The sequence below is a fragment of the Thermoproteus uzoniensis 768-20 genome, from assembly GCF_000193375.1.
Taxonomy (GTDB): Archaea; Thermoproteota; Thermoprotei; order Thermoproteales; family Thermoproteaceae; genus Thermoproteus; species Thermoproteus uzoniensis_A.
On sequence record NC_015315.1, the window covers coordinates 1103852 to 1129238 of the forward strand.

General features: G+C 59.8%; 29 protein-coding genes. 19 read left to right on the forward strand and 10 right to left on the reverse strand.

Features of this window, described 5'->3' with window-relative positions:
• The first annotated feature begins 18 nt into the window (after positions 1-18).
• From TUZN_RS06175 to TUZN_RS06205, 8 genes are all read left to right on the forward strand, one after another.
• A complete protein-coding gene (locus TUZN_RS06175) occupies positions 19-597 on the forward strand; it encodes a hypothetical protein (protein WP_013680096.1) in 579 nt (192 codons plus the stop codon).
• Positions 594-1649, forward strand: coding sequence for an N-acetyl-gamma-glutamyl-phosphate reductase (gene argC, locus TUZN_RS06180; RefSeq protein WP_013680097.1), 1056 nt, complete (start codon positions 594-596; stop codon positions 1647-1649). Before TUZN_RS06175 ends, argC begins: the two co-directional genes overlap by 4 nt.
• Positions 1646-2425 carry a [LysW]-aminoadipate/[LysW]-glutamate kinase gene (locus TUZN_RS06185; protein ID WP_013680098.1) on the forward strand — a complete coding sequence of 260 codons (780 nt, stop codon included), beginning with the start codon at positions 1646-1648 and terminating at the stop codon, positions 2423-2425. The genes argC and TUZN_RS06185 overlap by 4 nt, the downstream gene beginning before the upstream one ends.
• A gap of 56 nt (positions 2426-2481) precedes the next feature.
• Positions 2482-3465, forward strand: a complete 984-nt coding sequence (locus TUZN_RS06190; RefSeq protein WP_013680099.1) for an ATP-binding protein — start codon at positions 2482-2484, stop codon at positions 3463-3465.
• Positions 3466-3535: 70 nt separating this feature from the next.
• The gene (locus TUZN_RS06195; RefSeq protein ID WP_013680100.1) at positions 3536-3721 is read left to right on the forward strand and encodes an alpha-aminoadipate/glutamate carrier protein LysW; all 186 of its coding nucleotides are present in this window, start codon (positions 3536-3538) and stop codon (positions 3719-3721) included.
• A 12-nt stretch (positions 3722-3733) separates the two neighbouring features.
• Positions 3734-4933 carry an argininosuccinate synthase gene (locus TUZN_RS06200; protein ID WP_148678608.1) on the forward strand — a complete coding sequence of 400 codons (1200 nt, stop codon included), beginning with the start codon at positions 3734-3736 and terminating at the stop codon, positions 4931-4933.
• 141 nt (positions 4934-5074) lie between these two features.
• A complete protein-coding gene (locus TUZN_RS11345; RefSeq protein ID WP_193385951.1) occupies positions 5075-5239 on the forward strand; it encodes a hypothetical protein in 165 nt (54 codons plus the stop codon).
• Between the two features lie 74 nt (positions 5240-5313).
• Complete coding sequence (locus TUZN_RS06205) at positions 5314-5862, forward strand: sirohydrochlorin chelatase (RefSeq protein WP_013680102.1); 549 nt, start codon at positions 5314-5316, stop codon at positions 5860-5862.
• Here TUZN_RS06205 and TUZN_RS06210 read toward each other — a convergent pair.
• Genes TUZN_RS06210 through TUZN_RS06230 form a run of 5 tightly spaced genes read right to left on the reverse strand, consistent with a single transcriptional unit; the run spans position 5824 to position 9743 of the window.
• Positions 5824-6096 (reverse strand): hypothetical protein, encoded by a 273-nt coding sequence (locus TUZN_RS06210; RefSeq protein WP_013680103.1) that lies wholly within the window; start codon positions 6094-6096, stop codon positions 5824-5826. The two genes, TUZN_RS06205 and TUZN_RS06210, sit on opposite strands and share 39 nt — an antisense overlap.
• 20 nt (positions 6097-6116) lie before the next feature.
• Positions 6117-7097 (reverse strand): isocitrate/isopropylmalate dehydrogenase family protein, encoded by a 981-nt coding sequence (locus tag TUZN_RS06215; RefSeq protein WP_013680104.1) that lies wholly within the window; start codon positions 7095-7097, stop codon positions 6117-6119.
• 19 nt (positions 7098-7116) lie between these two features.
• A complete protein-coding gene (locus TUZN_RS06220; protein ID WP_013680105.1) occupies positions 7117-7791 on the reverse strand; it encodes a DUF6884 domain-containing protein in 675 nt (224 codons plus the stop codon).
• A gap of 20 nt (positions 7792-7811) precedes the next feature.
• Entirely contained in the window at positions 7812-9227 is a 1416-nt protein-coding gene (gene lysS / locus TUZN_RS06225; RefSeq protein ID WP_052886133.1) for a homocitrate synthase, read from the reverse strand.
• A 27-nt stretch (positions 9228-9254) separates the two neighbouring features.
• On the reverse strand, positions 9255-9743 hold the full coding sequence (locus TUZN_RS06230; RefSeq protein ID WP_013680107.1) for a 3-isopropylmalate dehydratase small subunit: 489 nt from the start codon (positions 9741-9743) through the stop codon (positions 9255-9257).
• A 96-nt stretch (positions 9744-9839) separates the two neighbouring features.
• On the opposite strand from TUZN_RS06230, the gene ilvB reads away from it, so the two are divergent.
• From ilvB to TUZN_RS06250, 4 genes are read left to right on the forward strand one after another with little or no spacing between them, the layout of a single operon-like run.
• The gene (gene ilvB / locus TUZN_RS06235) at positions 9840-11621 is read left to right on the forward strand and encodes a biosynthetic-type acetolactate synthase large subunit (RefSeq protein WP_013680108.1); all 1782 of its coding nucleotides are present in this window, start codon (positions 9840-9842) and stop codon (positions 11619-11621) included.
• Positions 11608-11871: an ACT domain-containing protein gene (locus tag TUZN_RS06240; protein ID WP_052886134.1), complete on the forward strand. Its 264-nt coding sequence runs from the start codon at positions 11608-11610 to the stop codon at positions 11869-11871. The genes ilvB and TUZN_RS06240 overlap by 14 nt, the downstream gene beginning before the upstream one ends.
• Positions 11872-11899: 28 nt before the next feature.
• Positions 11900-12886: a ketol-acid reductoisomerase gene (ilvC, locus tag TUZN_RS06245; RefSeq protein WP_052886135.1), complete on the forward strand. Its 987-nt coding sequence runs from the start codon at positions 11900-11902 to the stop codon at positions 12884-12886.
• Positions 12883-13770, forward strand: a complete 888-nt coding sequence (locus TUZN_RS06250; protein WP_013680111.1) for a branched-chain amino acid transaminase — start codon at positions 12883-12885, stop codon at positions 13768-13770. Before ilvC ends, TUZN_RS06250 begins: the two co-directional genes overlap by 4 nt.
• Positions 13771-13874: 104 nt before the next feature.
• Here TUZN_RS06250 and TUZN_RS11235 read toward each other — a convergent pair whose 3' ends face one another.
• Entirely contained in the window at positions 13875-14084 is a 210-nt protein-coding gene (locus TUZN_RS11235; protein WP_013680112.1) for a hypothetical protein, read from the reverse strand.
• Between the two features lie 85 nt (positions 14085-14169).
• Here TUZN_RS11235 and TUZN_RS06260 point away from each other — a divergent pair, with 85 nt between their 5' ends.
• Positions 14170-14988 (forward strand): GH12 family glycosyl hydrolase domain-containing protein, encoded by an 819-nt coding sequence (locus tag TUZN_RS06260; RefSeq protein ID WP_052886136.1) that lies wholly within the window; start codon positions 14170-14172, stop codon positions 14986-14988.
• On the opposite strand, the gene bgaS is transcribed toward TUZN_RS06260, so the two are convergent.
• A complete protein-coding gene (gene bgaS / locus TUZN_RS06265) occupies positions 14985-16466 on the reverse strand; it encodes a beta-galactosidase BgaS (RefSeq protein ID WP_013680114.1) in 1482 nt (493 codons plus the stop codon). The genes TUZN_RS06260 and bgaS overlap by 4 nt on opposite strands.
• Before the next feature lie 250 nt (positions 16467-16716).
• On the opposite strand from bgaS, the gene TUZN_RS06270 reads away from it, so the two are divergent.
• From TUZN_RS06270 to TUZN_RS06290, 5 genes are read left to right on the forward strand one after another with little or no spacing between them, the layout of a single operon-like run.
• Positions 16717-19224 carry an ABC transporter substrate-binding protein gene (locus TUZN_RS06270; protein ID WP_052886137.1) on the forward strand — a complete coding sequence of 836 codons (2508 nt, stop codon included), beginning with the start codon at positions 16717-16719 and terminating at the stop codon, positions 19222-19224.
• Positions 19225-19257: 33 nt separating this feature from the next.
• Positions 19258-20268: an ABC transporter permease gene (locus TUZN_RS06275; RefSeq protein WP_013680116.1), complete on the forward strand. Its 1011-nt coding sequence runs from the start codon at positions 19258-19260 to the stop codon at positions 20266-20268.
• Positions 20265-21125, forward strand: a complete 861-nt coding sequence (locus TUZN_RS06280; protein WP_013680117.1) for an ABC transporter permease — start codon at positions 20265-20267, stop codon at positions 21123-21125. The genes TUZN_RS06275 and TUZN_RS06280 overlap by 4 nt, the downstream gene beginning before the upstream one ends.
• Before the next feature lies 1 nt (position 21126).
• On the forward strand, positions 21127-22113 hold the full coding sequence (locus TUZN_RS06285; RefSeq protein ID WP_013680118.1) for an ABC transporter ATP-binding protein: 987 nt from the start codon (positions 21127-21129) through the stop codon (positions 22111-22113).
• Entirely contained in the window at positions 22110-23060 is a 951-nt protein-coding gene (locus TUZN_RS06290) for an ABC transporter ATP-binding protein (RefSeq protein WP_013680119.1), read from the forward strand. The genes TUZN_RS06285 and TUZN_RS06290 overlap by 4 nt, the downstream gene beginning before the upstream one ends.
• On the opposite strand, the gene TUZN_RS11050 is transcribed toward TUZN_RS06290, so the two are convergent.
• A complete protein-coding gene (locus TUZN_RS11050; protein ID WP_148678611.1) occupies positions 23051-23260 on the reverse strand; it encodes a hypothetical protein in 210 nt (69 codons plus the stop codon). The genes TUZN_RS06290 and TUZN_RS11050 overlap by 10 nt on opposite strands.
• 37 nt (positions 23261-23297) lie before the next feature.
• Between TUZN_RS11050 and TUZN_RS06295 the strand changes: the two genes are divergently transcribed.
• Complete coding sequence (locus TUZN_RS06295; RefSeq protein ID WP_013680121.1) at positions 23298-24158, forward strand: hypothetical protein; 861 nt, start codon at positions 23298-23300, stop codon at positions 24156-24158.
• Here the strand turns inward: TUZN_RS06295 and TUZN_RS06300 are convergent.
• Together TUZN_RS06300 and folE are read right to left on the reverse strand one after the other, a co-directional pair.
• Positions 24155-24829: an SDR family NAD(P)-dependent oxidoreductase gene (locus TUZN_RS06300; protein ID WP_013680122.1), complete on the reverse strand. Its 675-nt coding sequence runs from the start codon at positions 24827-24829 to the stop codon at positions 24155-24157. The two genes, TUZN_RS06295 and TUZN_RS06300, sit on opposite strands and share 4 nt — an antisense overlap.
• Entirely contained in the window at positions 24826-25386 is a 561-nt protein-coding gene (gene folE / locus TUZN_RS06305; protein ID WP_052886139.1) for a GTP cyclohydrolase I FolE, read from the reverse strand. Before folE ends, TUZN_RS06300 begins: the two co-directional genes overlap by 4 nt.
• Position 25387: the final 1 nt, after the last annotated feature.

Here is a 25387-nt window from a genome sequence, read left to right on the forward strand (position 1 = left end):
CTCCTATCGGCCCGCGGCGTGTACGCCGATATCCTCGATATATCCCAGGGACATGTTGAGGGCGGGGACTTCACCGTCTTCATAAGGACAAAGAACCAGTACCTAGGCGCCGTGTACGCCTCCCTGTTCCGCAGATCGATAAACCCCTCCTACGCCATATACAACGCGCTGAACAGGCTGTACTGGTTGCCCAAATACGGCCCCCACTTCTTCGTGTTCTCAGACGAGGAGGCAGTGGAGAAGGTGGACTTCAAGCCGCCGTGGCTCCTCGCGACTGTCTGGCGCCTGGGCCTAGACGTGTCGGTGACTAGCGTAGAGGGGGCCAAAAGCGTCGTGGAGCACCGCAACTACATGAGGAACCCCCTGGCGAAGGGCAGCATCGCCATGCCCAAGCCCAAGGAAGTTAGGAAGGTGTTCGCCGTATCTGGAATCGACGGGATAGCGGGCGAGGTGTTGAGGTCGCTGGGCCTCAAGTACGCCGAGATCACGCTCGGCGTCTACGACGACGGGGAGCGCGTGATAGACGTAGACCCCGTGCCCGAGCTGGACGAGGCCAGGGCGAGGCTCTTGGCCGAGGTCGGGCTGGAAGAGGCATGAAGGCCTGCGTAGTGGGGGCCTCCGGATTCACCGGCGGAGAGCTGTTGCGCATATTGCTACAGCACGGAGGGGTCGAAATAGTCTGCGCCACCTCTAGGAAGTTCAAGGGGGAGTACGTCTACAGGATCCACCCCAACCTAAGAGGCTTCACAAACCTCAAGTTCGTGGAGCCCAGCATCGACGCCGCGTTGAAGGCCGACGTGGTCTTCCTGGCGCTTCCCCACGGCGAGTCGGTCAAGTGGGTCCCCCAGCTCTACGAGCACGGCCTCATGGTGGTCGACCTGTCGGCCGACTTCAGGCTGAAGGACCCCAACGCCTACGTGGAGTGGTATAAGTGGCCGCAACCGCATCCCTACCCCGATCTCTTGAAGAAGGCGGTCTACGGCCTCCCCGAACTACATAGGGACGAGCTGCCCGGCGCCAAGCTCATAGCGTCTCCCGGGTGCACCGCCACCGCGTCCATAATGGCGCTCGCGCCTCTGGCCAAATACGGGCTTCTGGGCCCCCTCCCGCCGGTTGTCGACGTGAAGATGGGCTCCTCGGGCGCCGGGGCCGAGGGGTCCGTCCTCGACATGCACAGCCACCGCACCTACGTCATAAGGCCCTACGAGCCGGTTCACCACAGACACGCGGCGGAGGTGGAGCAAGAGCTCTCGCGGCTTGCGAGGAGGGAGGTGAGGGTGGCCTACACGCCGCACGCCGTCGACGCCGTGAGGGGCATACTCTCCACGGCGCATGTGTTCACCGAACGCGACGTGGACGAGCCGACTTTGTGGAAGGCGTATAGGGCCATGTACGGCGACTCGAAGTTCGTGAGGATCGTGAAGGACAAGCTGGGCCTAGCGCGCTACCCGAATATAAAATATGTACTGGGCACCAACATAGTCGACGTGGGCTTCGAGATAGATCCCAGGATGAGGAGGATCGTCGCGTTCTCGGCCATAGACAACTTGGTGCGCGGGGCCGCCGGGCAGGCCGTGCAGGCGTTCAACATAGCGGCGGGGTTCCCCGAGGATCAAGGGCTTAGGTACATACCTCCCCACCCCATATGATAGTGGTCAAGATAGGCGGGTCCGTCATCTGCAAGGGCGCCTCGACGGCGATCCGCAACCTGCCCAAATACGCCGACAAGGCGGTCGTGGTCCACGGCGGGGGGTGTCTGGTCAACGAGTTGATGAAGAGGATGGGGATAGAGCCCAAATTCCTCACGCACCCCGGCGGGCTCGTGAGCCGCTACACGGACTGGGAGACGTTAAAGGCATTCGTCATGGCCATGAGCTGGATAAACAAGTCCATAGTCGCCTCGTTGCACGGCATGGGCGTGCCGGCGCTGGGCCTCACCGGGGCCGATCTAGGCGTGGTTAAGGCCAAGCGCAAGGAGAAGGTGTTGGTTGTCGACGAGAGGGGGAGGCAGAGGGTCGTGGACGGAGGCTACGTGGGCCGTATAACAGAGATAGACGCCTCCAAGCTGGCGCCGCCGCCGTTGAGGGTGCTGGCCCCCATCGCCGTGTCGGAGAGGGGCGAGCTCCTCAACATAGACGGCGACCAGCTGGCGTTCGACGTGGCCAAGAGGATAGGCGCCGAGAAGCTGGTGCTCCTCAGCGACGTCGAGGGCCTCTACATCGGCGGGAGGGTGGTGCCGCGCCTCACGGCCGAGGAGGCGGAGCGGCTTGTCCAGAACGAGGAGGTCAAAGGCGGCATGAAGAGGAAGCTGTTGATGGCCGCAGAGGCCGCCAAGGCCGGCATCGAGGTGGTCATATCCAGCGGCTTGGTGGAGGCTCCCATAGACGCCGCCCTCAACGGCGCGGGGACCCACGTGGTCGGGTAGCGCGCGACCTGCCGAAGGCCCCGCCAAAGATTTATATCGTTGCCCCCTCTACGTCGGTGGACTGCGGCTTTAGGGTGAAGTTCTTGGGGCGTTACGTCTGTTTCGCCGACCGCGGCGACGAGACTAAGAGGCTGTTGGACCTCGCCCGGCGCGGCCGCTCGGTGCCTCTGGTCATATACGGCCCCGAGGGATGCGGCAAGACCTCCCTTCTGAGGTACTTGCACAAGAGGCTTTCCGGATACTACGACTACGTGATCTACTACTCTCCGCTTTACGGCCCCGAGGAGGGACTGACGGCGCCAGACGACGTAAAGAGGGCGGTCATGTCCCTCGCCCGCGCCGTGGGAGGAGAACTGGCATCGGCCGTGGCCGAGGCCGTGTTGGCTATCGGCGAGATATTCGTCAGAAGGCTGGGCGTGAGGAGGGTGGACAGCCTCGCCTTGCTCCTAGACGACGTTTTTCAGGCGGTGGGCAACGCAGAGCTATACGTAAAGAAGGCCCTTAATCTGGCCGAGCACCCGCCCGTGGAGGTGGGGAAGATATCCGTGATCCTGGCCTCGTCTGAGGGAGAAAGCCTTGAGGCCGTCGGCCGGCATCTGTGGGCCGACGTGAAGACTATCTGGAACCTCAACAAGGCGGGCTTCAGGGAGCTGGTGGGGCAAATACCCGATGCGGGCCAAGACGCGGAGCGGCTCTGGAGCGCCGCGGGCGGCAACCCCAGATTAGTCGAGTTGCTTGCCGGGGAGGGCTGGTCGGCCGAGAGGCTTGTGGAGAAGATGTACAAGGTTAGGGACGTCGACGCGCAGCTGCTGGCGAAGTACAGAAAGGTCGTCGAGGAGGCGCTGGCAGACCCCGACGTTCTGCTGGACGCCCCCAGAGAGCTCACTAGATATTTGGTCTCGAAAAACTTAGTGGCCAAGATTGTGGATCCCCTAGCCCCGATCGAGGGAGGTAAGGATCTCGGGGTGGGGAAGGACTACGCGTGGCAGACGCCGCTCCACCGCGAGCTGGTCAGGCTGGCGTTGAGGCGGACTGGCTGAGGCTGGCCGCTGGCGGCGAGGCCGCCCGGCCTTGTCGGTAAAGGTTTTATATACCCCAGAACTCGCCCATATGGCAACCCAAAAGCTGGTGGTCCAGTGCAAGGTCTGCGGCACTGAGTTCGAGTTGCCGGAGGACGTGATGGACGGCGAGATAGCCAGCTGCCCCACGTGCGGGACCCGGTATATTGTAAGGCTCAAGGGCGGCTCGGTAACCCTAGAGGAGTTCAAGGGTGATGTGGAGGACTATGGCGAGTAAGTCGGGGCGAAGATAAGCAGAATCGCGCTCGCCTACTCGGGCGGGCTCGACACCACGGTCGCCATTAAGTGGCTCTCGGAGAAGTACAACGCCGAGGTTGTCACGGTCACGGTCGACGTAGGGCAGGAGGAGGACTTCTCGGAGGTCGAGGCGAGGGCCTATAAGGCCGGCGCGGTCAAGCACTACACCATCGACGCCAAGAGGGAATTCGCCGAGGAGTACGTCGGCAGGGCCATCCTCATGAACGCCATGTACGAGGGGAAGTACCCCCTAGGCACTGCGTTGGCCAGGCCGCTGATTGTCGCGAAGACAGTCGAGGTGGCGAGGCGCGAGGGGGCGGACGCCATAGCCCACGGGAGCACCAGCAAGGGAAACGACCAAGTCCGTTTTGACGTAACTGCGAAGGCCCTTGCGCCCGACTTGGAGGTGTTGGCCCCCGCGAGGGTTTGGGGCATGGGCAGGGAGCAGGAGATCGAGTACGCCAGGAGGCACGGAATACCCGTGCCGGAGGCCCACAAGAAGTACAGCATAGACGAGAATCTCTGGAGCCGCTCCATAGAGGGAGGGCCCGTCGACGACCAGAGGCTCGAGCCGCCCGAGGACGCCTTCAAGTGGACCGTCCAGCCCGAGAAGGCGCCCGACCAGCCCACCTACGTTGAGATAGAGTTCGAGGGGGGCCTGCCTAGGGCCATCAACGGCGAGCGCATGGACATGCTCTCCCTCGTGAAGGCGCTTAACCAGATAGGCGGAGCCGCGGGGGTCGGGAGGATAGACCACATCGAGAGCAGGCTGGTGGGCTTCAAGAGCAGGGAGGTGTACGAGGCCCCCGCCGCGGTCATACTCTTCGAGTCGCATAGAGATCTCGAGAAGCTGGTCCTCACGCCGAGGGAGCTCAGGTTTAAGCACAACGTCCTCGACCCCTACTGGGCAGACCTAATCTACCAGGGGCTGTGGGTGGAGCCGCTCAGGCTCGCCATCGAGGCGGCCGCCGGCGAGATGGAGAGGTGGATCGACGGGTGGGTGAAGGCGAAGCTCTACAAGGGATCTGTGCAGATAGTTGCTAGGGACTCGAAATACGGCACCTACAGCAAGGAGTTGGCGGACTACTCCAAGGGGTGGTACCCGACCGACGAGGAGGCGAGGGGGTTTATAGAGATGTGGTCGCTACATAGCTTGACGGCGTTAAGTAAAAGATCTATGGATAAGAAATAAAACTCTAATAATAAAGTTATTTGTTATAGTATTAATTTTGAAAATTGCTTATAATTTCCTTTGAGGATCTCTATATAGAGATCGATATTACTCTAGAAAAAGGGATAAAAAGCTATATAAAGGGAGGCTCTCTAGACGTCGATGGGGGAACGCAAGCTCTCCACGGTCATATGTCCGAACTGCAAACGTCCGGTGAAGCCCAAAGAATGTAGCAGGAAATCCCTATCGAAAAGGTACATACTGGTGACGTATTGCTGTCCCCGTTGCGGCGCGGAGTTGCTCACGGAACATATAGAAGTTACATAACTTCTCCGCCCAGTATATAGATCCCTGCCAGAATTATATAACTAAGGCTTTTCAAGACCAGTCGGAAAAGCCGCGTGGACGTCGTCCTTCTCCTCCACGGGTCGCGCGATCCCAGATATAAGGAGTCGGTGAGGGCTTTTGCAGAGAGGCTCGGCGTCAGATACGCCTTCCTTAACGAGCTCACAAGGCCGTCGGAGGCGTTCTACGTGCCCCTGTTTGTGGCGGGCGGCGGGGATTACAGGAGAGCGGCGGCGTTGGCGGGGTCCTCCGTACCGCCTCTCGCGCGCTGGCCGGGGTTCGGCGACTATCTGAGGAGCTTGAACGCCGATATCTACATATTCCACGGCGGCGACGACGAGGAGTACATATCCGATGTGAAGTCCCTAGGCCTTCCCTACGTATTCCTAGAAGGCGAGCCGTCTATACAGCCATCCTCTTGTAGAGATTTGGCGGCCCCGGTGGTTCTGACGAGGGGGATCATATACGACAGGATCGAGGCGGCTTGGCGGGACGCCGGCTGCCGCGGAGAGCTTCTGCCTCCTCTATTCGAACAGGAGGGCTTCGTCGACTACTTCTCGCAGGCGTTAAGCCGGCTTCTCCCGCACGCTGGCGGCAATACGTAGGAGCTCGGACCGGTAGAGCTCGGCTGCCTTGGGGTACTTCTTGACGAATTCCCTAAGTGCCGCGTTGCAGTCTCCCGAGATCCCGCAGAGCCTCTCGACGGACTTGCATATCACGTAGCAAGCGCCTGGAGGCCCGAGGCGGGTCGCGGCGGCGTAAATGGCCCTCAACAACGAGGCCTCGTCCTCGCCGAAATCTGCGGAGAAAGAGACGCCGCAGATAGACGCGCAGTCCATTCTATATGTCAGACGCCGAGTTATATATTTTCGACGAGGGATGCTATATATTTGCCCACCTCCTCGGTGGTTGAGCGGCCCCCTACGTCCGGCGTAGCGACGCCGCGCCTCAGAGCCTCCTCCACGGCCCTCCTCACGGCCGCCGCCGCGTCGTTGCGCCCCATCCACTCGAACATCAAAGCCGTCGAGAGTATAGTCGCCACGGGATTCGCTATGCCCTTACCGGCGATGTCGAAAGCGGCTCCGTGGACCGGCTCGAACATGGCCTTGGAGTCCCCTATATTCGCCGACGGCGCCAGCCCGAGGCTTCCGGCCACCTGCGCCGCGAGGTCGGTGAGTATATCGCCGTATTGGTTGGTCGTGAGCACGACGTCGAAGCGGGCGGGGTTCCTCACGAGCTCCATGGCCGCCGCGTCCACGTACATCTCCTCTACCTCAAGCCCCTTGAGCTCCTCCTTCGCCACATCTCTGAAGAAGGCGTCCACCACCCTCAACACGTTGGACTTAGTGACTATGGTGACCTTCCTCCTCCTCATCTCCGCGTAGCGTCTGGCCATCCTGGCGACTCTCCTGGTGCCCTGCCCCGTGATGACCTTAAGCGCGATGGCCACGTCGCCGACCTTGTACTCGGCCCCCACGTATACGTCCTCGACGTTCTCTCTGACGAAGACGCAGTCTATGGGCTTCACCGAGGGCACTCCCGGAAGGCTTTTGGCCGGCCTTATGTTGGCGTAGAGGACGTACTTCATCCTTATAGCCGAGGTGACGTCGTACGCCGTCTCGCCGACGGGGCCCTTGAGGACGGCGTCGGCCGAGTCCACGACGCGCCAGGCGTCGTCGGGCATAGCTCTGCCGTACTTCCTCAACGCCGCGTCTCCCGCCTCGACGTATTTGGCCTCTATATCTATGGAGAACCTCCTCGCCGTAGCCTCGACGACCCTCATCGCGGCCGACACCACCTCGGGCCCTATGCCGTCGCCCGGGATGACCGCGAGCTTCATGTATCGGTAAAGCCCCCTTTTAATATTGATCGCAGAGGGCCTTCTCTAGAAGGCGTCTGGCGTTGGACAGATCGCCGTATCTGCTGAAGATCCCTCTGTTCTTCACCACAAGCGCTCTGGGACTGCGTCCTGCCAGCCTCTGGGGGATCAACAGAAGGGCGTTCTCCGAGGCCAGCATCTTGCCTAGAGCCGGCCCGAGGGCTCTGGCGTAATTGCCGGGGAGGAAGGCCACGTACATCCCGTACCCCTTTTCCAGAAGCTCGACCGCCTTGTCCCAAACGCCTCTGGCCTCGGCCCACCGCGCCAGCTCGGCCGCGTTCAGCCCGTTCAGCGTGGCCTCGTAGGGCACCACGAGCTCGTCGGCCCTTATCAAGCCGTACCTCGCGCTCAATATGTAGAGATCGACGGGGAGGCATCTGGCGACCGCCTCGGCGATTTCCCTAACTTTTTTGAAAGAGCCCCCATACATCTCTGCCGCGGGCTTGACGAAGCCCCTCAGAGCGGATCTATAGAGCTCCTCCCTCTCTAGGTCCATGCCGGGCGTGGGGAGTCCCGCGGACGCCAACGCCTCGGCCACGGCGCGCCACTCGACGTTCTTGGTCTTGGTGCAGTGGGTCAGCATCAGCAGAGGCCCTCCCCTATATCTGCGCTTGAGCTCCTCCGGCGTCACCTCGTCCCAAGAAACCAAGGGCACTCGATGCGGGACGGAGGGGTTTATGAAAGCTGTTTCAGGATTATGTTGGTGAGCGTCGACTTGACGCCCTTGACGGCCCTCACCTCCTCGATTATCCTGTTCAACTCCTCGGCGTTCTCGGCCGATATCTTTGCCACTATGTCGAACTCGCCCGTCACCTCGCCGACGCCGGTCACGCCCCTTATCGCCATGATCCTCCTGGCCACCGACGTCGTGTAGACGTTCTCGTCGACCTTCACCCAGACGTACGCCTCTATGTGTTTGTTGACCTGCGCCCTGTACCTCATCCCAGTTATCTTCTCCAACATCTCGAGGAGATCCTCGTCGCGTAGCCTCCGCGCGTTGGTGGACTTCAGCTCCTCCACGAGCTTCCCCAAGACCTCCTCGTCGACCTTTACGCCGAGCCTCTCGAGCCTGTGGGCGACGGCCTTCCTCCCGCTGTATTTGTCCAACGAGAAGTCCCTCGTGCGGCCCACCACCTCGGGAGGGAACGGCTCGTAGGTCTCGGGGCTCGCCAATACGCCGGCCTGGTGGACCCCGGCCTTGTGCGTGAAGGCGTTGTCGCCGGTCACGGGGAATGTGGGCATCTGCGCAACGCCGCTGGCCGCCTCCACCAAGGAGGCCAGGTAGGGCAACTTAGTCAAATCTATCAGCTTCACCCCCTTGTGGTAGTAGTAGGCCGCCGCGAACGTCTGGAGCGGCGTTATCCCGGCCCTCTCGCCGAGGCCGTTCACCGTCGTGTGCACCACGTCGGCTCCCCCCTCGACGGCCGCCAAGGAGTTGGCAACCGCCATGCCGAGGTCGTTGTGGGCGTGTATGTCGAGCCCCACGTCGGGCACGGCCTCCTTGACCTCGGCGAACAGCCGCCGCGCCCTCTCGGGCGTCAGGATCCCCACGGTGTCGGCGATGCTCACCCTGTCGGCTCCTGCATCCCTCGCCGTCTTGACCACCTGTATTAAGTAGTCGGGGTCGGCCCGCGTGGCGTCCTCGGCAGTGAACCTCACGCGCACTCCGTGGCTCCTCGCGAACTCTACGTGCTCCGCAATTATGGACAAGGCCTCCTCCCTCGACTTCCTGTGCTTGTGCTTCAGGTGTACGTCGCTCACGCCGTAGAATATAGCCACCCTGTCGGGCTCGAGCGACGCGGCGTTCTCTATATCGGCCTTGACCGATCTGCTGTGAGCCACGATCTCGCCGGCTATCTCGCCGTCTCTCTTCATGGCCACTATCTTCGCTATGGCGGACCTTATGTCGGGCGCCACGTTGGGGTCGCCCACCTCTATCATGTGGACGCCGGCATCCGAGAGGGCCTTGGCGATCCTAATCCTCCAGTCCTCGGAGAAGACGACGCCGGGAGTCTGCTCGCCTTCCCTCAGCGTCGAGTCCAGGATCTTTACGTTTTCCCCGAACGCATAGCGGCAGAGGCCGCGGGATATTTAAGCCTAGCGCCGACTATATTCGCTCTATATACGGGGCCTGGCCTTTAGGTACTCCACAAGGCCGCCCGCCTTTATTATGTCGAGGACCAAGCCGGAGAGCGGCTTCCCCTTGATGACCTCGCCCGTGGTGAGGTTCACCACCTCGCCCGCGTCAAGCCTCACGAGGAGCTCGTCGCCCTCCCTCACTCTGCCCCTAGCGGGGGCTTGAAGGACGGGAAGGCCTACGTTGACGGCGTTTCGGAAGAAGATGCGGGCGAAGGACTCGGCCACGACGGCCAAGACGCCGGCGCCCTTAAGGGCCGTCGCCGCCTGCTCGCGGCTGCTGCCCATACCGAAGGCCCTGCCGGCCACCAATATGGCGCCTTTGGCCTTCTTGGGGAAGTCGGGGTCTAGAGGCTCCATGGCATGTTCGCCCAAGATCTTGGGGTCTGTGTATACCAGGTAGCGGGCCGGTATGATTATATCGGTGTCTATCTTGTCGCCGTAGACCAGTGCCCGACCTCTTATCTCCATGGCGCAAGTATCTATATAGCTTTTAAGCATTCCGCTCGTACGGCGCCTCCTCCGCCTTTTATTTAGGAAGACAATCTTTAAATATAGGTTAAATAGTTGCCGTATGGATTCGGGGGTCGCTTCGGGGCTCGAGGGGATCGCCCCAATAGAGTCGTCGACAGAATAATCGACACGCTTAGGGAGCTCAAGGTAAGGCACATCCTCGGAATAACGGGCGGCTCTATAATGGCCCTATTCGACGCGGCGTATTTCGTAGACGACATAGAGGTGGTCATGTTCCGCCACGAGCAGGGCGCCGCACACGCAGCCGAGGGTTACGCCAGAGTCGCGGGGAGGCCCGCCGTGGTGGCCGCGACGAGCGGCCCCGGCGCCACGAACCTGGTGACGGGCTTGACCGACGCCTATATGGACTCGGTGCCCGTCACGGCGATAACGGGGCAGGTAGCCACTTGGGTGTTCGGGAGGGACGGGTTCCAGGAGACCGACATATTGGGGGTGGCGACTCCCATAACCAAGTGGGTGTACCAGGTGAAGAGGCCGGAGGAGGCTACGGCCGCTGTCAAGATCGCCTACGAGATCTCGACGTTGGGAAGGCCCGGGCCGACCTTGGTGGATCTGCCGAGGGATCTCCAGTTGATGGAGTATAGGGGAGAGGCCAAGATACAGATAAACGCGGCCAAGTTCATACCTCCCAAGCCCAGGGAGGAGGACGTGGCGAAGGCCGTCAAGATGATCTTGGAGGCGGAGAGGCCGGTGGTGTTGGCGGGAGGCGGCGTGTTGTGGTCGGGCGCCACCAAGGAGGTGTTGGAGCTCGCCGAGAGGCTCAACGCGCCCATCGTGTCGACCTTGCCCGGGAAGGCCGCCATCCCCCACAACCACCCGCTGTATATGGGGCCGGCCGGGATGCACGGGAGGGCCGAGGCGGACGCAGCTTTGGCAAACGCCGACGTGGTGGTGGCCGTGGGGACTAGGTTCAGCGACAGGACCTGGGGGAGGTTCAAGGAGCTCCAGGAGATGGTGAGGTCGGGCGAGGTCAAGCTGATCCATATAGACGTCGACAGGAGCGAGGTGGGGAAGAACGTGAAGCCCACCGTCGGCATAATAGCGGACGCCAAGGAGGCTCTTAGGGAGATGCTGGACCTATTGCCGTCGGCCGCCGCGAGGAGCCCCAAGTTCCTCGCCTGGCTATACGAGATCAGGAGGAGGTACGAGGAGGCCATGGAGAAGGCCGCCAGCAAGTTCAAGTACTTCGCGCCCTGGAAAGTGCTGAAGGCTGTGAGGAGGGCCGCGCCGCCGAACACCGTCACCGTGACGGGCGTGGGAGGGCACCAGATGTGGTCGGAGATCTGGTGGGAGGTGTACGAGCCGGGGACCTTCATAACGTCGGCCGGCCTGGGCACGATGGGCTTCGGCATACCTGCCGCTCTCGGCGCCAAGCTCGCCGACCGCTCGAGGCCCGTCGTGTGTATTGACGGCGACGGGTCGTTCCAGATGACCTTCAACAACCTCGCGCTGGTGAGGGAGTACGATCTGCCCTTCGTCGAGGTGATATTCGACAACGCGTCCCTACAGCTGGTCAAGCAGTGGCAGGTCTACATGTACGGCAACAGGCAAATCGCCGTGAGGTTCGCGAGGAACCCCGACTTCTTGAAGATAGCGGAGGCCTACGGGATAGAGGGCGTCAAGCCGTCGACCTACGAGGAGCTGGAGAGGGCTGTGGCGTGGGCTGTGAGGAACAACGAGCCTATAGTGATTGACGTGACCATAGACGAGGACAAGGACATCGTGTTGCCTTGGGTGAAGCCCGGCGATTGGCTAACCCAAGCAATTCTGCCCGAGGGGATGGAGGACGTGTCGTTGAGGTATGAGCGCCATTAGCATAAGGATACCCTCCTCGATGGACTACGTCGGGAGGGTCGTCAGCATAGTGAGGAGGGCGAAGGTGTTCGTGAGGCGCATGGAGATAGAGGCGAGGGACTCGACGTATCACATAGTGATGGACGTGGAGGGCCCGGCCGACGAGATAAATTGGCTGGTGGCCAAGCTGGACAAACTGCCTGAGGTCCTCGAGATAGTCAAGCTACAGACCGCGCCCGCAATGGCGGTGGCGTTGAGGGAGAGGCGATGACTGTTAAAAACATAGCCTATTGAGAGCCATGGCGAGGATATATACAGACAAGGACGCCTCCCTCGAGCCGCTCAAGGGCAAGACCATAGCGGTTCTCGGCTACGGGATCCAGGGAAGGGCGCAGGCCTTGAACCTCAGAGACTCGGGGCTCAACGTCGTGGTGGGCGTCAGGAGGGGGAAGTCCTGGGACCAAGCCAAGGCGGAGGGGTTCGAGGTGTACGAGGTGGGCGAGGCGGTGAGGAGGGCGGACGTGTTGCTGGTCCTACTGCCCGACATGGAGCAGCCCAAGATCTGGCGCGAGCAGATAGAGCCCAATCTGAAGCCCGGCGCGGTGGTCGACTTCGCGCACGGCTTCAATATACACTTCGGCTTGATAAAGCCGCCCGCCAACGTCGACGTGGTGATGGTGGCGCCCAAGGGGCCGGGGCGGCTGGTCCGCGACGAGTTCTTGGCGGGCCGCGGCGTCCCCGCCCTGGTCGCAGTGCACCAGAACTACTCGGGGAGGGCCATGGAGTACGCCTTGGCGATAGCAAAAGGCATAGGGGCCACTAGAGCCGGCGTGATAGAGACGACGTTCAAGGAGGAGACCGAGACGGACCTCATAGGGGAGCAGAACGTCCTCGTCGGAGGCCTCTTGGAGCTTCTGAGGAAGGGCTTCGAGGTGTTGGTGGAGCTGGGCTACCAGCCCGAGGTGGCGTATTTCGAGGCCATAAACGAGGCCAAGCTCATCATGGACCTCATCTGGCAGAGGGGCTTCTACGGCATGTTGACCGGCGTGAGCGAGACGGCCAGATACGGAGGGCTGACCGTCGGGCCCAAGGTGATAGACGACTCGGTGAAGCAGAGGATGAAGGAGGCGGCGGCAAGAGTCAGAGACGGGTCGTTCGCCAAGGAGTGGGTCGAGGAGTACTCCAGAGGCGCGCCCAACCTCAAGAGGATGCTCGAGGAGATTAGGGGACATCCCGCCGAGAAGGTCGGCGAGGAGATAAGGAAGTTGATGTTCGGAGGGAGATGAAGGTCTGGCTGGACGGGAGGCTCGTGGACGAGGAGGAGGCCAAGGTGACGGTGCTCTCGCCGAGCCTCAACTACGGCTTCGGCGTGTTCGAGGGGATCAGGGCCTACTGGAACGGCGAGAACCTCTACGTCTTCAGGCTGAGGGACCACATGGAGAGGCTTCTGAGATCCGCCAAGATAATAGGACTGGACGTGCCCTACACGGCCGAGGAGCTCTCCAAGGCCGTCGTCGAGACTGTGAGGGCCAACGGGTTCAAGGAGGACCTCTACATAAGGCCGGTGGCGTACATATCTAAGCCCCAGATAAGCTTGGACGTTAGGGGGCTACAGGCGTCTGTGGCCATAGCGGCTATACCCTTCGGCAAGTATCTGAAGGTCGAGGGCGTGAGGGCGGCCGTGGTGAGCTGGAGGAGGGTCCACACCTCCATGATGCCGGTCATGGCCAAGGCGACCGGCATATACCTCAACTCCATAATGGCGGCCGTCGAGGCGAGGGCCAGGGGATACGACGAGGCCATAATGCTGAACGCCGAGGGCAAAGTCGTGGAGGGGTCGGGCGAGAACATATTCATAGTGCGCCGCGGGGTCCTCATGACGCCTCCTCTGGAGGACGGCATCCTCGAGGGCATAACTAGGGAGACGGTCATCTCAATAGCGGGCGATCTGGGGATACCACTCCTGGAGAAGAGCATAACGAGGGAGGAGCTCTACGCGGCCGACGAGGCGTTCTTCGTCGGGACCGCCGCCGAGATCACGCCGATAATAGAAATAGACGGGAGGGTGTTGCAGAGGGGCCCCATAACGCAGAAGATAGCCGAGACGTATAGGAGGATTGTACTGGGCAAGGAGGAGAAGTACCTACCCTGGCTGACCCCCGTCTACTAATAACCACCGAAACGTTTTTGTATATCGCCATGTACGCCCATGACGTCGAAGGCTCTAGCCGCCGTCGTTGTATTAGCCGCTGTCCTAGTTACGCTGTTTGTCATCTATAGATTGGCGGCGCCGTCTGCCGGGTCGCGGACAAACACCTCGGTTACGCTACAGACCACCGCAGAGAGCTCTACACCCACCCTTACGAATAAGATCACCACCTCTACGGCCGTAGCGACTATAACACAAACCAGCCAGACGACCACGGCCGTTGAGTCGCTGACAAGCACCTCGACTGCGCCGCGCACCTCGGTCGAGAGCTCCATGTCTGTCGTTGCAAGTCAAGCCACCACGTCGGTCGGGCCGAGCTCCACCGCCGTAACGACTATAACTCAGAGCAACCGGACGTCCGTGAGCAACTCAACCACGGCCGCTACCTCCACATCCGCAACGCAGACCTCCGGCGGTTGCGTGGTGCTGACGTGGACTGGCCCGTCCCAATACCCGACGGCCAGCGTCGGCGGCTACATAATGCAGATCAATATGTGGAACATCAAGTCCGCATCGGGCACGGCCGCCATGCGGTACTGCGACGGCGTCTTCTACTACGAACAAGCCCTCAAGGACATAGCCGAGGCCAACCCCGACGCGTGGGTCGCCGGATATCCCGAGATATGGCTGGGGTACAAGCCCTGGGCAGGCGCGGCCTCCCCGAACTCGCCGTTCCCCATCAAGATATCTGACGCCGAGTCGTCGAACTTCACCATATCTGTTGACTACAGCGTGGAGGTGCCCGATCCTACTCTGCCCCTAGACTTCGCGTTCGATCTCTGGGTGACGAGATCGACCGGCGAGAGGTCGGTGGGGCAGGGGGAGCAGGAGATAATGATATGGCTCTACTACCAGCAACTGATGCCCGCCGGCGAGAAAGTCGGCGAGGTCCGCATACCCCTTGTGGTCAACGGATCGCCCGCAGAGGCCGTCTTCTACGTGTACAGGAAGGAGGGCATGCCTTGGGAGTATATCGCCTTCGCATTGAGCAAGCCCATGAGATCGGGCTCTGTGTATTTCAGACTGGCCGACTTCATAAGGGCCGCCGCGGCCTACACCGCCTTGCCCAACTACAGCGACATGTGGCTCAACGACGTGGAGCTGGGCTCGGAGTTCGGCAGTCCGTTCACCACGGAGGCCGCCTTTAAGTGGACTCTAAAAATGAGGTGGTCCGGTTAAAGCGATCTGAGGCCCCTCAAGACCTCGGGGGAGGCAACCGGCACTTTTTCTAGGTGCTCCAGCTCGTCGGGTATGCCGTTCGACGAGGCTATCTCTCTGTATATATACGCGCTGGGCCTCCAGTAATGCCTCTTGGTTGAGAGGTCCACATATATGAGGCCGAACTTCTTCGAGAAGCCGGACGCCCACTCGTAGTTGTCGGTCAGCGACCAGTGCAGGTAGCCCTTGACGTTGACCCCGTCTTGTATTGCCCTGTGCAGCTGGGCCAGATGCGAGACGAGGTAGTACGGCCTCCACCTATCGTGCTGGTCGGCTATGCCGTTCTCGGTCACGTAGAGAGGTAGCCCATAACGCCGCCAGGCCCAGGTCAATATGTCGTAGAGGCCCTCCGGGTATATCTCCCAGCCGAAGTCGCTTGTGGGCCTGCCGTCTCTGCTCACCGAGTTGGGCTCGCAGGCGAAGCCGTAGCCGGGCACCCCGGCGTAGCCGTCGCCGCGCTTGACCACAACGGACCTGCTGTAGTAGTTTATGCCGAGCCAGTCCAGCCTGCCCTTCAGATCGTCCTGGGCAACTCCGTCCAAGACGCCTTTGGCCACCGCGTCGAGGAAGAACCACAGCCCGTCGTACGCCGCCCTCTCGGCCGCGGCCTTGTCGGCCTCGGTGAGGGGATATACGGGTGACGCCGCGTATATGACGCCGACCGGCTTCTTGGAGGTCAGCCTAATCGCGTCGTACGCCCTGGCGTGCGCAGTTATCAAATTCACCGCGGCCCTCCTCGCCATCTGGAAGCTGAGATAGCCCGGAGGGAAGCCCGCCTTGACGGCTATGAATCCCAGATTATACGTCACGTTGGGCTCATTAAACGTCGAGAACTCGTCGGCCAGGTCGCCGAACTTCCACGCAACGTAAGCCGCGTACTTAGCGAACTCCACCACCGTCGTCTCGGCGACCCAGCCCACGTTCCTCCCCGAGAGATCGCCGCGCCTCACCTTTATGGGGTCGTGCACCCACAACGGCATAGGCCAGTGGTATAGGTTCAGTATGAAGTACAGCCCCCGCGACTTTATATCGGAGAAAATCTCCCTGTAGTGGGCCACGGCATCCTTGTTGGCCAGCTTGTCAAGCTCCTCCAGCGCCTTCTCCGTAATGTCTACCGACACCACTCTGCCCTCTCTAACCTCGTAGTGGACCCTGACGTCGAAGGTCGGCTTGGGGAATATCCTCGACCACTCGGTGTTGAAGCGGATCGTGTTGAGCCCCATTTTGACCGTATCGTCGTGGAACTGCTTGTAGAGGTGCCAGTAGGCCACTCCGTTCTCCGGGAAGTCGCCGCTTACGAGACCAGCCGCTATGTTTTCGGGATCGTGCACCCACGCGAACCAGTCCGTGTTGGGGTCCTCCGACCCGGGGAGGCCCATCTCGAACTGGAAGCCAGCGCCCGACCAGCCCCATCTGAATCCGCTTGGGAACTTCCGCATATATGTTGAACTATACCCGGGTTATATACATTAGGTATATTACTACTCCACGATAAAAACATCGGCAAACGCAGTTTATCTGATACTAAATATATCATGATAAAAACAATAACTGTCCTAGAATTTAAAATATCTATTATAAATATATAAATAAATTATTCTAAGTAATTTAGATTTCCCTTTACTTTAATATATTTTAACTTTACATATATTGGAAATAATACTTATATACTCAGTACTTCTCATGTATATGCACAAGGTATACACCACACTCCTATTGGTGCTCGGGTTATTGGCAATCCAGCTATACGCCCAAACCACGACCACAACGACAGCGATTTCCCTCCCCAGAAACGAAACTCTGTACGCCGGCGGCGCCATGTGGTACACGCCGACTAACTGGAACCCGCTCGCACAGCTTTGGGCCTCCGGCGCCGCCTACGGCGTATTCGGCTACGTCTACTGGCCCTTGTTCTTCTGGGATCCGTACCAAGGCCTCCTGCTCCCGGCGCTGGGCAAGTGGTACGGGTGGCAGTTCTCCTCCTACTCGGCCAGCGTTCCGATACAAATATCGGTCAGCGGAGGGTCGGCGACGATAACCGTAAACGCGACCAGCGTCCAGGTATACACCACGCAGATAAACTTGGCGAACGTGCCGACGGTCAGCTGGCCGTCCTACATGTATATAGGCAATATCAAGGGCGGATCGCCGCAGTTCATAGGGATAACCACCAGAGGTAACGTCACAATCACCGTGGTCAACATAACCGCCGTGGTCGGCTCTACGTCTACCAAGACCGTGACGGTCAGCGCATCGAACCCCGTCTTCTTCAACGTGACAGTTGTCTACCCAACCCAGTTGCAGGTCAGCAACGAGTACACCTTGTTGGCCTACTACGCGCCTGGCGACGTGTTCAAGATAACGCCAGTGCCCCGCACCGGCCTGCCCGTGTTCACCGCCCCGTTCAACGTCACCGCGTCTAAGTTCATAGTGATGAATCTAACGGGCGTGACCCAGACCACTCTGCCAGTGACGTTGAGCTTCGATAGAGCGTTCCTCGTAGTGACTCTCTGGCCGGGCGAGTACTGGCAGGACGGCCAGCCCATAACCAGCAAGGACGTAGCCTTCTCGTTCTACTACGAGCTACAGCACCCCGAGCTGGGCAACTCCTGGATATGGGGCCCGGAGCAGTACGGCGGCAACTTAATCTCGGTGTTGCCCTACAACACCACGACGGCTATATTCGTCTTCAACGGCACGCCTAACATGGACAACTGGCTGGGGACCCAGCTCAGATACTACCCGATACTACCGCAGCACATATGGTACAACGTGTCATCGCCGTTGACCTGGACTAACCCCAACCCGGTCGGCAGCGGTCCCTACAAGGCCTTCTACCTAGGCCAGACAGAGGTCGTCTTTGTCAAGTGGGATAACTGGTGGGGCTGGAAGGTGTTCGGGCTGAACCCCGCCTATCCGCCTAAGTACCTCGTCCAGCTCTACGTGACGTCCAACGCGTTGGTCCCGACAATGATCCAGCAACACATGTTAGACTGGAACAGCTTCTTCGTGCCTAACATACAGACCTTCACTAAATATGGCATGTATACATATCTGCCGAATCCGCCTTACTTCCTCCAGTATCCCGCCGTGTACCTCATGATAGCTAACAACACCTATCCGTGGAATATCTGCGCTGTGCGTCGCGCCGTCGCGATGGTGATAAACGCAACGCCGCTGTCCCGGGTAGCCGAGTTCGGATACGAACTTCCGTGCAAGGATCCGCTCTGTATTACTGGCACAATATTCGAGAACTCCTGGGCTCCTTACATAAATTGGACCGCTGTGCAGCAGTACGGCTGGAGCTACAACCCGCAGGAGGCCGCGCAGATACTACAGAGTCTCGGCTTCTACAAGGGCTCCGACGGCTACTGGCATACGCCTAACGGGACTGTTCTCAGCCTGACCATAGCAGTTCCCTACGGCTGGACCGACTGGATGCAGATGGCGCAGATGTTGGCAGACCAGCTGAGCGCCTTCGGAATAAAGGCCGAGATGGCCGCGCCGCAGTTCAGCGCGTGGTGGACCAACGTTCAGCAGGGGACCTTCTCTGCCGTTATTATATGGAGCTGGACAGGCTTCACTCCATTCCCGTACTTCGAGGAGGTTATGTATCCGACGGGCGCTAACGGCGCACCCACTCCGCTGGGCCAGGCGGCATGGGGGAACTACGAGAGGTTCTACAAGTCCGGGATATACGACATATTCTTGAAGATAATGGCCACTCCGATCACCGACTACCAGACTCTGCAGAGGTACTACACTAAGCTAATCAAGACGTATTTCGAGTGCGCTCCCGTAATACCTCTGGTCTCCGGCGCCTATTGGTACGCATTTGACACCACCTACTGGACGGGCTGGCCTAATGCGAGCAACCCAGCTCCGGTGTTCGTACCTGCCTGGTCGCCGCCCGACGACATACTCGTCGTGTTGCACCTCAAACCGGCCTCGTTAGCTGTGTCGACCGTGACCACAACATACTCGACGACCGTCACCACCACCTACTCGACTACTGTGATATCGGGCACCACGACGACTGTGCCCGTCACTGTAACCACCTCTGTACCTGTGACTAGTGTGGTCACCTCCGTAGCCACTACCACCGTCTCTGCAGTGCCGTCTTGGGTATGGGGCGTAGTAGGCCTCCTAATAGTAGTCATAATAGTAGTGGCGGTACTGGCTCTGAGGCGTAGGTGATAAATTTTTAAATAAGATTTTTTCTTATTTCTTATGACTATTTGGAAGTATATCGGTAAAAGAGCGGTAGAATATATCGTTACTTGGTATGTAGCTATAAGCCTAGATTTTATACTGCCTAGGCTACTGCCCATAGACCCTGTCAAGGTCATGGTGTCCAGGATAATGTCGGCGGGAACAGGCTACATGACGCCCCAGGCGTTGCAGGAGCTCGTGAACCACATCGAGGCCATGTTCGGCCTCAACCAGCCGCTCTACATGCAGTACCTACTCTTTATCTGGAACGCCCTTCATTTGAACCTCGGGATCTCCGTCTGGCTGTTCGGCACGCCCGTATCGGAGATTATACTTAGGGCTCTTCCCTACGACATAGTCTTGCTCGTCCCCGCAATATTGCTGTCTTGGTATGTGGGCAATAAGCTCGGCGCCTACTTGGGTTTCGACAAGAGAGGCGCCTTGACTGACAAGGTAGCCCTCCCAGCCTTCTACGCCCTAAACAACGCGCCGTACTTCTGGTTTGCGTTGCTTTTGATACTCATATTCGCGTCGTACATACCGATATTCCCGCCGACGGGCACTCCGTATTCCATGATACCGTCGCTGTCCTGGTCCTATATTTCGGATTTCTTAAGGCATATGGCCCTCCCGTTCCTGTCCCTCTTCATTGTGTCCCTCGGGGGCTGGGCCATCGGCATGAGGCAGAACATGCTCGGAGAAGTCAGAAGCAACTACATGGCGTACGGCGAGGCGCTCGGCCTCACGCGGAGCGTGTTGAGGAGGTACGCCTACAAGAACGCGATACTTCCGCAGATCACGGGCCTCGCGATAAGCCTCGGCTACATAGTCGCCGGAAACTCTGTGCTCGAGTTCACCTTCCAGTACCCCGGCGTCGGCCTCATATTGGGCAACGCCATAGGCAACTATGACTACTTCTTGATACAGGGCGTGTTCTTCTTCGTGGTGACGATGATACTGATAATGAACTTCATAATCGAGGTGGTGTACGCGTTCATAGACCCGAGGATTAGAGCCGCCGTATCATGAGCGCCCCCCTCTACAAGGAGCTATTCCTAAGCCTATTCAGAGAGAGCTACTTCAAGGCGGGCTTGGCCATCTTAGCGGCCCTCGTCGTGTTCGCCGTAGTGGGGCCGTTCACCACCAAGTACGGCCCCTTCGACGTTGTCGGGCAGGCCTACGGGCCGCCTAATTGGCAACTATGGCTCGGGACCGACGCGTTCGGCCGAAGCGTCTACTCCCAGCTGGTCTACGGGCTCGGCAACAGCCTATACATAGCTTTGGTGGCGGGCCTCTTGGCCACCGCAATAGGCGTCTCCATAGGCCTCATAGCGGGCTACTTCGGAGGGAAGGCGGACGTCGTCCTCAACTTCTTGACCAACACAATCCTCACGATACCCAACGTGGTGATAATCCTCTTGATAGCGATATACATGCCCCGTAGCTGGATCACCACCACGACCCTAGGCCTCTTAATAGGCCTCTTCTCCTGGCCTTGGTCGGCCAGAGCAGTGAGGGCCATAGCCATGAGCATAAGGGGGCGCGAATTCATACTCGTCGCTAAGCTGAGCGGCGAGACCCCCATAGAGGTGGCCTTCACCGAGGTCATGCCGCAGATGCTGGCATATATATTCCTCGTCTTCGTGCTCCAGTTCAGCGGCGCCATAGTGGCCGATATAGGCTTGGAGGCCTTGGGTCTGTTGCCCTACAAGACAATGACGATAGGCTTTATGTTGTTCTGGGCCGTTGCGTTCAGCGCGCCTAGCTACGGCGCGTGGTGGTGGTTCCTCCCGCCCGGCCTAATAGTCATGTTGGCCACAACCGCGCTTTCCATGATAGCTATGTCTATGGACAAGGTGTTCAACCCGAGGTTGAGGGAGGAGTGATATGCTGGCAACCAAGGATTTAAGGGCCTACTACTTCACCAGGAGGGGGATCGTGAGGGCCGTAGACGGAGTCGATATCGAGGTCGGCGTCAACAGAGTCCTCGGCGTCGTGGGCGAGTCCGGCAGCGGGAAGTCGACGTTGGGCATGGCGTTGACGGCGTTGGTCAGACCGCCGCTTAGGGTACAAGGCTCCGTCTTGTACAAGGGCAAGGACATATACTCGATGCCGCCCGAGGAGTTGAGGGTGATTAGGGGGGTCGGCCTATCTATAATACCCCAGTTCGCAATGGACGCGCTGAACCCCACCGTCAGGGTGCGGGACCTAATTAGGGACCTGATAGACTCCCATAGAGACTCGGTTAAGTACCACCCAGAGGATCTGTTCCGGAAGGCGCAGGAGAGGGCGCTCCAGATAGGTCTCCCCAAGTGGGTCCTCGACAGATATCCGGTGGAGCTGTCGGGCGGCATGAGGCAGAGGGTCACCATACTGTTGAGCACCTTGCTGGACCCCGAGGTGTTGGTGGCTGACGAGCCGACGTCGGCGTTGGACGTGGTTATACAGAGGCTTGTGATCCAGTACCTCCAAGATCTCTTCAAGGAAGGCGCGATTAAGTCGATGGTGTTCATCACGCACGATATAGCGACGGCGTACCAGCTGGCGACCGACATGGCGGTCATGTACGCCGGCCAGATCGTCGAGAGCGGGCCGGCCGAGAAGGTGGTCCGCGAGCCGTCTCACCCCTACACGAAAGGCTTGATGTCGGCCCTCGTGGAGCCGGGCATGAACATAAGGAAGGTGAAGCTGGAGGGTCTCGCCGGCGAGCCGCCCGACCTCGTGAATCCGCCCAAGGGCTGTAGGTTCTACCCCCGTTGCCGCTATAGGATGGATATATGCAAGGAGGAGGATCCGCCTGAGGTAGATATCGGAGGCGTCAGAGTCAAGTGCTGGCTCTATGCGGGCAAGAAGGAGGCTGGAGTTAGGCCATGAGCTCCGGCGAGAGGATATACGAAGTAAGGGACCTGACAAAGGTGTTCGTGACCGGATTTCTGCGGACTGTGAATATCTTGGCGCTAGACGGCGTGAGCTTCGACGTAAACGAGGGCGAGATTTTGTCCATAGTGGGCGAGTCTGGTAGCGGGAAGACCACCCTGTTGAGGATACTTCTGAAGGCGCTGGAGCCGACGTCGGGCGAGATAAAATACAGAGGCCGCCCCCTAAAGGAGTGGAGGACTAGGGACTACTGGCGCGAGGTTCAAGCAGTCCTACAAGATCCGTACTCGTCCTTCAACCCGTTCTATAGAGTCGATCGCATACTCCACAAGACCTTGCAGAAATATAGGCCTGAGTTGTCAGAGGCCGATAGAACCAAGCTGATAGAGGAGACTCTCACCTTCGTGGGCCTCACGCCTAGGGACGTGGTGGGGAAGTACCCCCATCAGTTCTCCGGCGGCCAACTGCAGAGGATATCCATAGCGAGGGCCTTGCTAATACAGCCGAAGGTGTTGCTCGCCGACGAGCCCGTCTCCATGATAGACGCCTCTCTGAGGGTCTCCGTGCTGAACCTCCTCCACGAAATAAGGGAGAAGATGGGCCTCACGGTGCTCTTCATAACGCACGACATGGGCCTAGCGTCCTATATAGGCGACAAGATACTGGTCCTCTACAAGGGCCTCATGGTCGAATATGGGCCCGTGGATGCCGTGTTCGGCAAGCCTCTACACCCCTACACGCAACTGCTTCTGTCGTCAGTGCCCAAGGTCAAGGAGCGGTGGGGCTCTAGGATAACCAGCGTGACGATAGAGTTCTCTCTGGCAGGCAGAGGTTGCCCATTCGCCGACAGATGTCCATACGCCACGGAGACGTGTAGAAGCGTGAAGCCGAAGGTCGTGGAGGCCGAGAAGCAACACCTAGTGGCGTGCCACCTCTACGGCTGACGGATGTCGAGAGGACTTACTCTAGCCTTGCTTATAGCCGTCCTTATCCTGGTAGTTGCATCTGTAGTAGAGCTACGACAAACGCGGGCTCCGCCCCCTCCCGGGGCCTCCTCAAGCTCCAGCAAGTTGCCGCTGTCTACGACGCAGAGCGCCGCATCGAGGTCCACAACCACCACAACGACCGCCGCGTCAGTGTCCACAACTCCCCGCGAAACCACGACGTCCTCGTCGGCGGCCATGAATAGCTCCGCGGCCTCCTGCGGAGGAGGGCCGACCGAGCTTATATTCTGGATTGTGCCGTGGGGCAGAGCCGACGTGCCGCCCGTGCCTAAATGCTCGGCGCCGGGCGTCGTTGTCGTAATCCCCTGTACCCCGGAGACTGGCGCCGACTTCAACCAATTCGAGCTCTCGCTGGCCTTCATACAGCAGTACAGATCTGCGTCGCCTCTCTTCGTAAACCTCTTCTGCGCGGCCTCCGGTTGGAGGGGCGAGCTCAGACAGGTGGACCTCTCCTACGCCTCGACGTTCCTCAACGCCCTTAAGCTATATCTAGGAAACGGGTCGGGCGTCTACATAGGCTTCAGCGAGATGTCCGCATGCGTCGCCGACGCCGCTTGCAGGTCGGAGCTGGCCCAGGCCTATAAGGAGTTGAAGGAGATGTTCCCGGAGGCCTTCCTCTTCTACTACGGGACGTCCTCGGAGTCGCCATCGGACATACTGGCGCTCGCCAAGGCCGCCGGCTTGGATCTAGTGGGCGAGGATATCTACGACTACGTATACTCCAACGGAGTTTTGGAGGTGCCCGGCTATTTCGTGAAGAATATGGAGGCCTTGAGGGCCTCGGGCCTGCAGGTTATGGTGGGCGAGGTTGGCTTCAGGGTGTGCGACGCCCAGGGCTATATACAGCCGTGGAACTGGACCATACCCATAAAGGAGCGCAACTGCTCCGCCACCATTCAGTTCTTCAGACAGGTCATACCGCAGCTCGTCTCGGCGGCGCGGCCCAAATATGTCGGCATCTGGGCCTGGAACGACCCCACCTTCGGCGTGGCCCTATCGCCGGAGGTGGAGCGGTTCTTCCAGTCTTTCAGACCCTAGAGGGACTCCCCGCCGTCTACGACCAACACCTGGCCCGTGACGTAGCTGGAGGCGGGCGAGAGGAGCCAGTAGATAGCCTCGGCGGCCTCTCTGGGATCGCCCAGCCTTCTCAACAGAGTCCTTTCCCTAAAGCCGGCGAGTTCCTCCTCCGATATCCAAGACGTCCACCGGGTGGCTATGGGGCCCAGCGCCACGGCGTTGACCCTCACGGGGCTTAGGGCCTTGGCCAAGCTCCTGGCGAGGGCCACCAAGGCGCCTTTAGCCGCCGCGTAGGGTATCCCGTAGCGGTCGCCCACCAAGGCAGGCGTCGACGCGGCGAAGACAATGGAGGAGCCGCTTCCGAGGTTCCCCATAAACGCCTTCACTACGTTGAAGCTACCAACCACGTCCACCTCGAAGGCGGCGAGGAGATCGCGGGCGTCTAGCTCCTCCACGCCCTTGTTCCATATCGCCGGATCGCCGTGTCCGTGCAACAGCGCCAGTCCGTCGACGGCGCCGATATTCTCTGCGGCTTTCTTGAGGCATTCGAGGTCCAGGACGTCGCAGGCGTAGTGGAGGTCGGCCTTGGAGGGCCTTCTCGAAATGCCGACGACGAAATCCCCCCTGGACTTCGCCAGCTCGACCAACGCGTTGCCTATGCCGCCGCTGGCGCCCGTTACGACTATCCTCATCTACAGGCCAGGGGGCGTTTGCAGTCGAGCCTTACGTCCAGATCGCCCCTCCTGGCCTCAGTGATCATCGTGTGGTGCTCGTCCTTGACGCCTCTTATGAAGGAGCACATGTGGACGCCGCATACCTTGACCTTGACGGCCTTGGCCTTCAGCTTATCCATGAGGAGGTCGGCCAGCCACTCGGTGAACCTCTCCTGCATTATGGGCCTCGCCGCGGCCCACTTGACCAGCCTTATCACCTTGCTGAGCCCCGGCACGGCGTCGCCGGGCTGGTAGGCCACCGATATGTTGAGCACTATGGGGAGCAGGTGGTGTTCGCAGAGGGACACGGCCCTTATGTTCTCGATAACGACGGGGCCCGGATCCGCCTCGTACTCCAGAGGGAAGAAGACCACCTCGGGCGCAGGCTCTCTCAACCCCCTAGTGAGCTCCTCCATGGCCTTGACGAAGCGCTTCGGCGTGTTGGTCACGCCGGGCCTCGACAGATCCTCGCCGAGGTGGATCAACAAGGACGTTACGGCGGCCTCCGCCTTTTCGACTCCTTCCTTCTTCAGCATG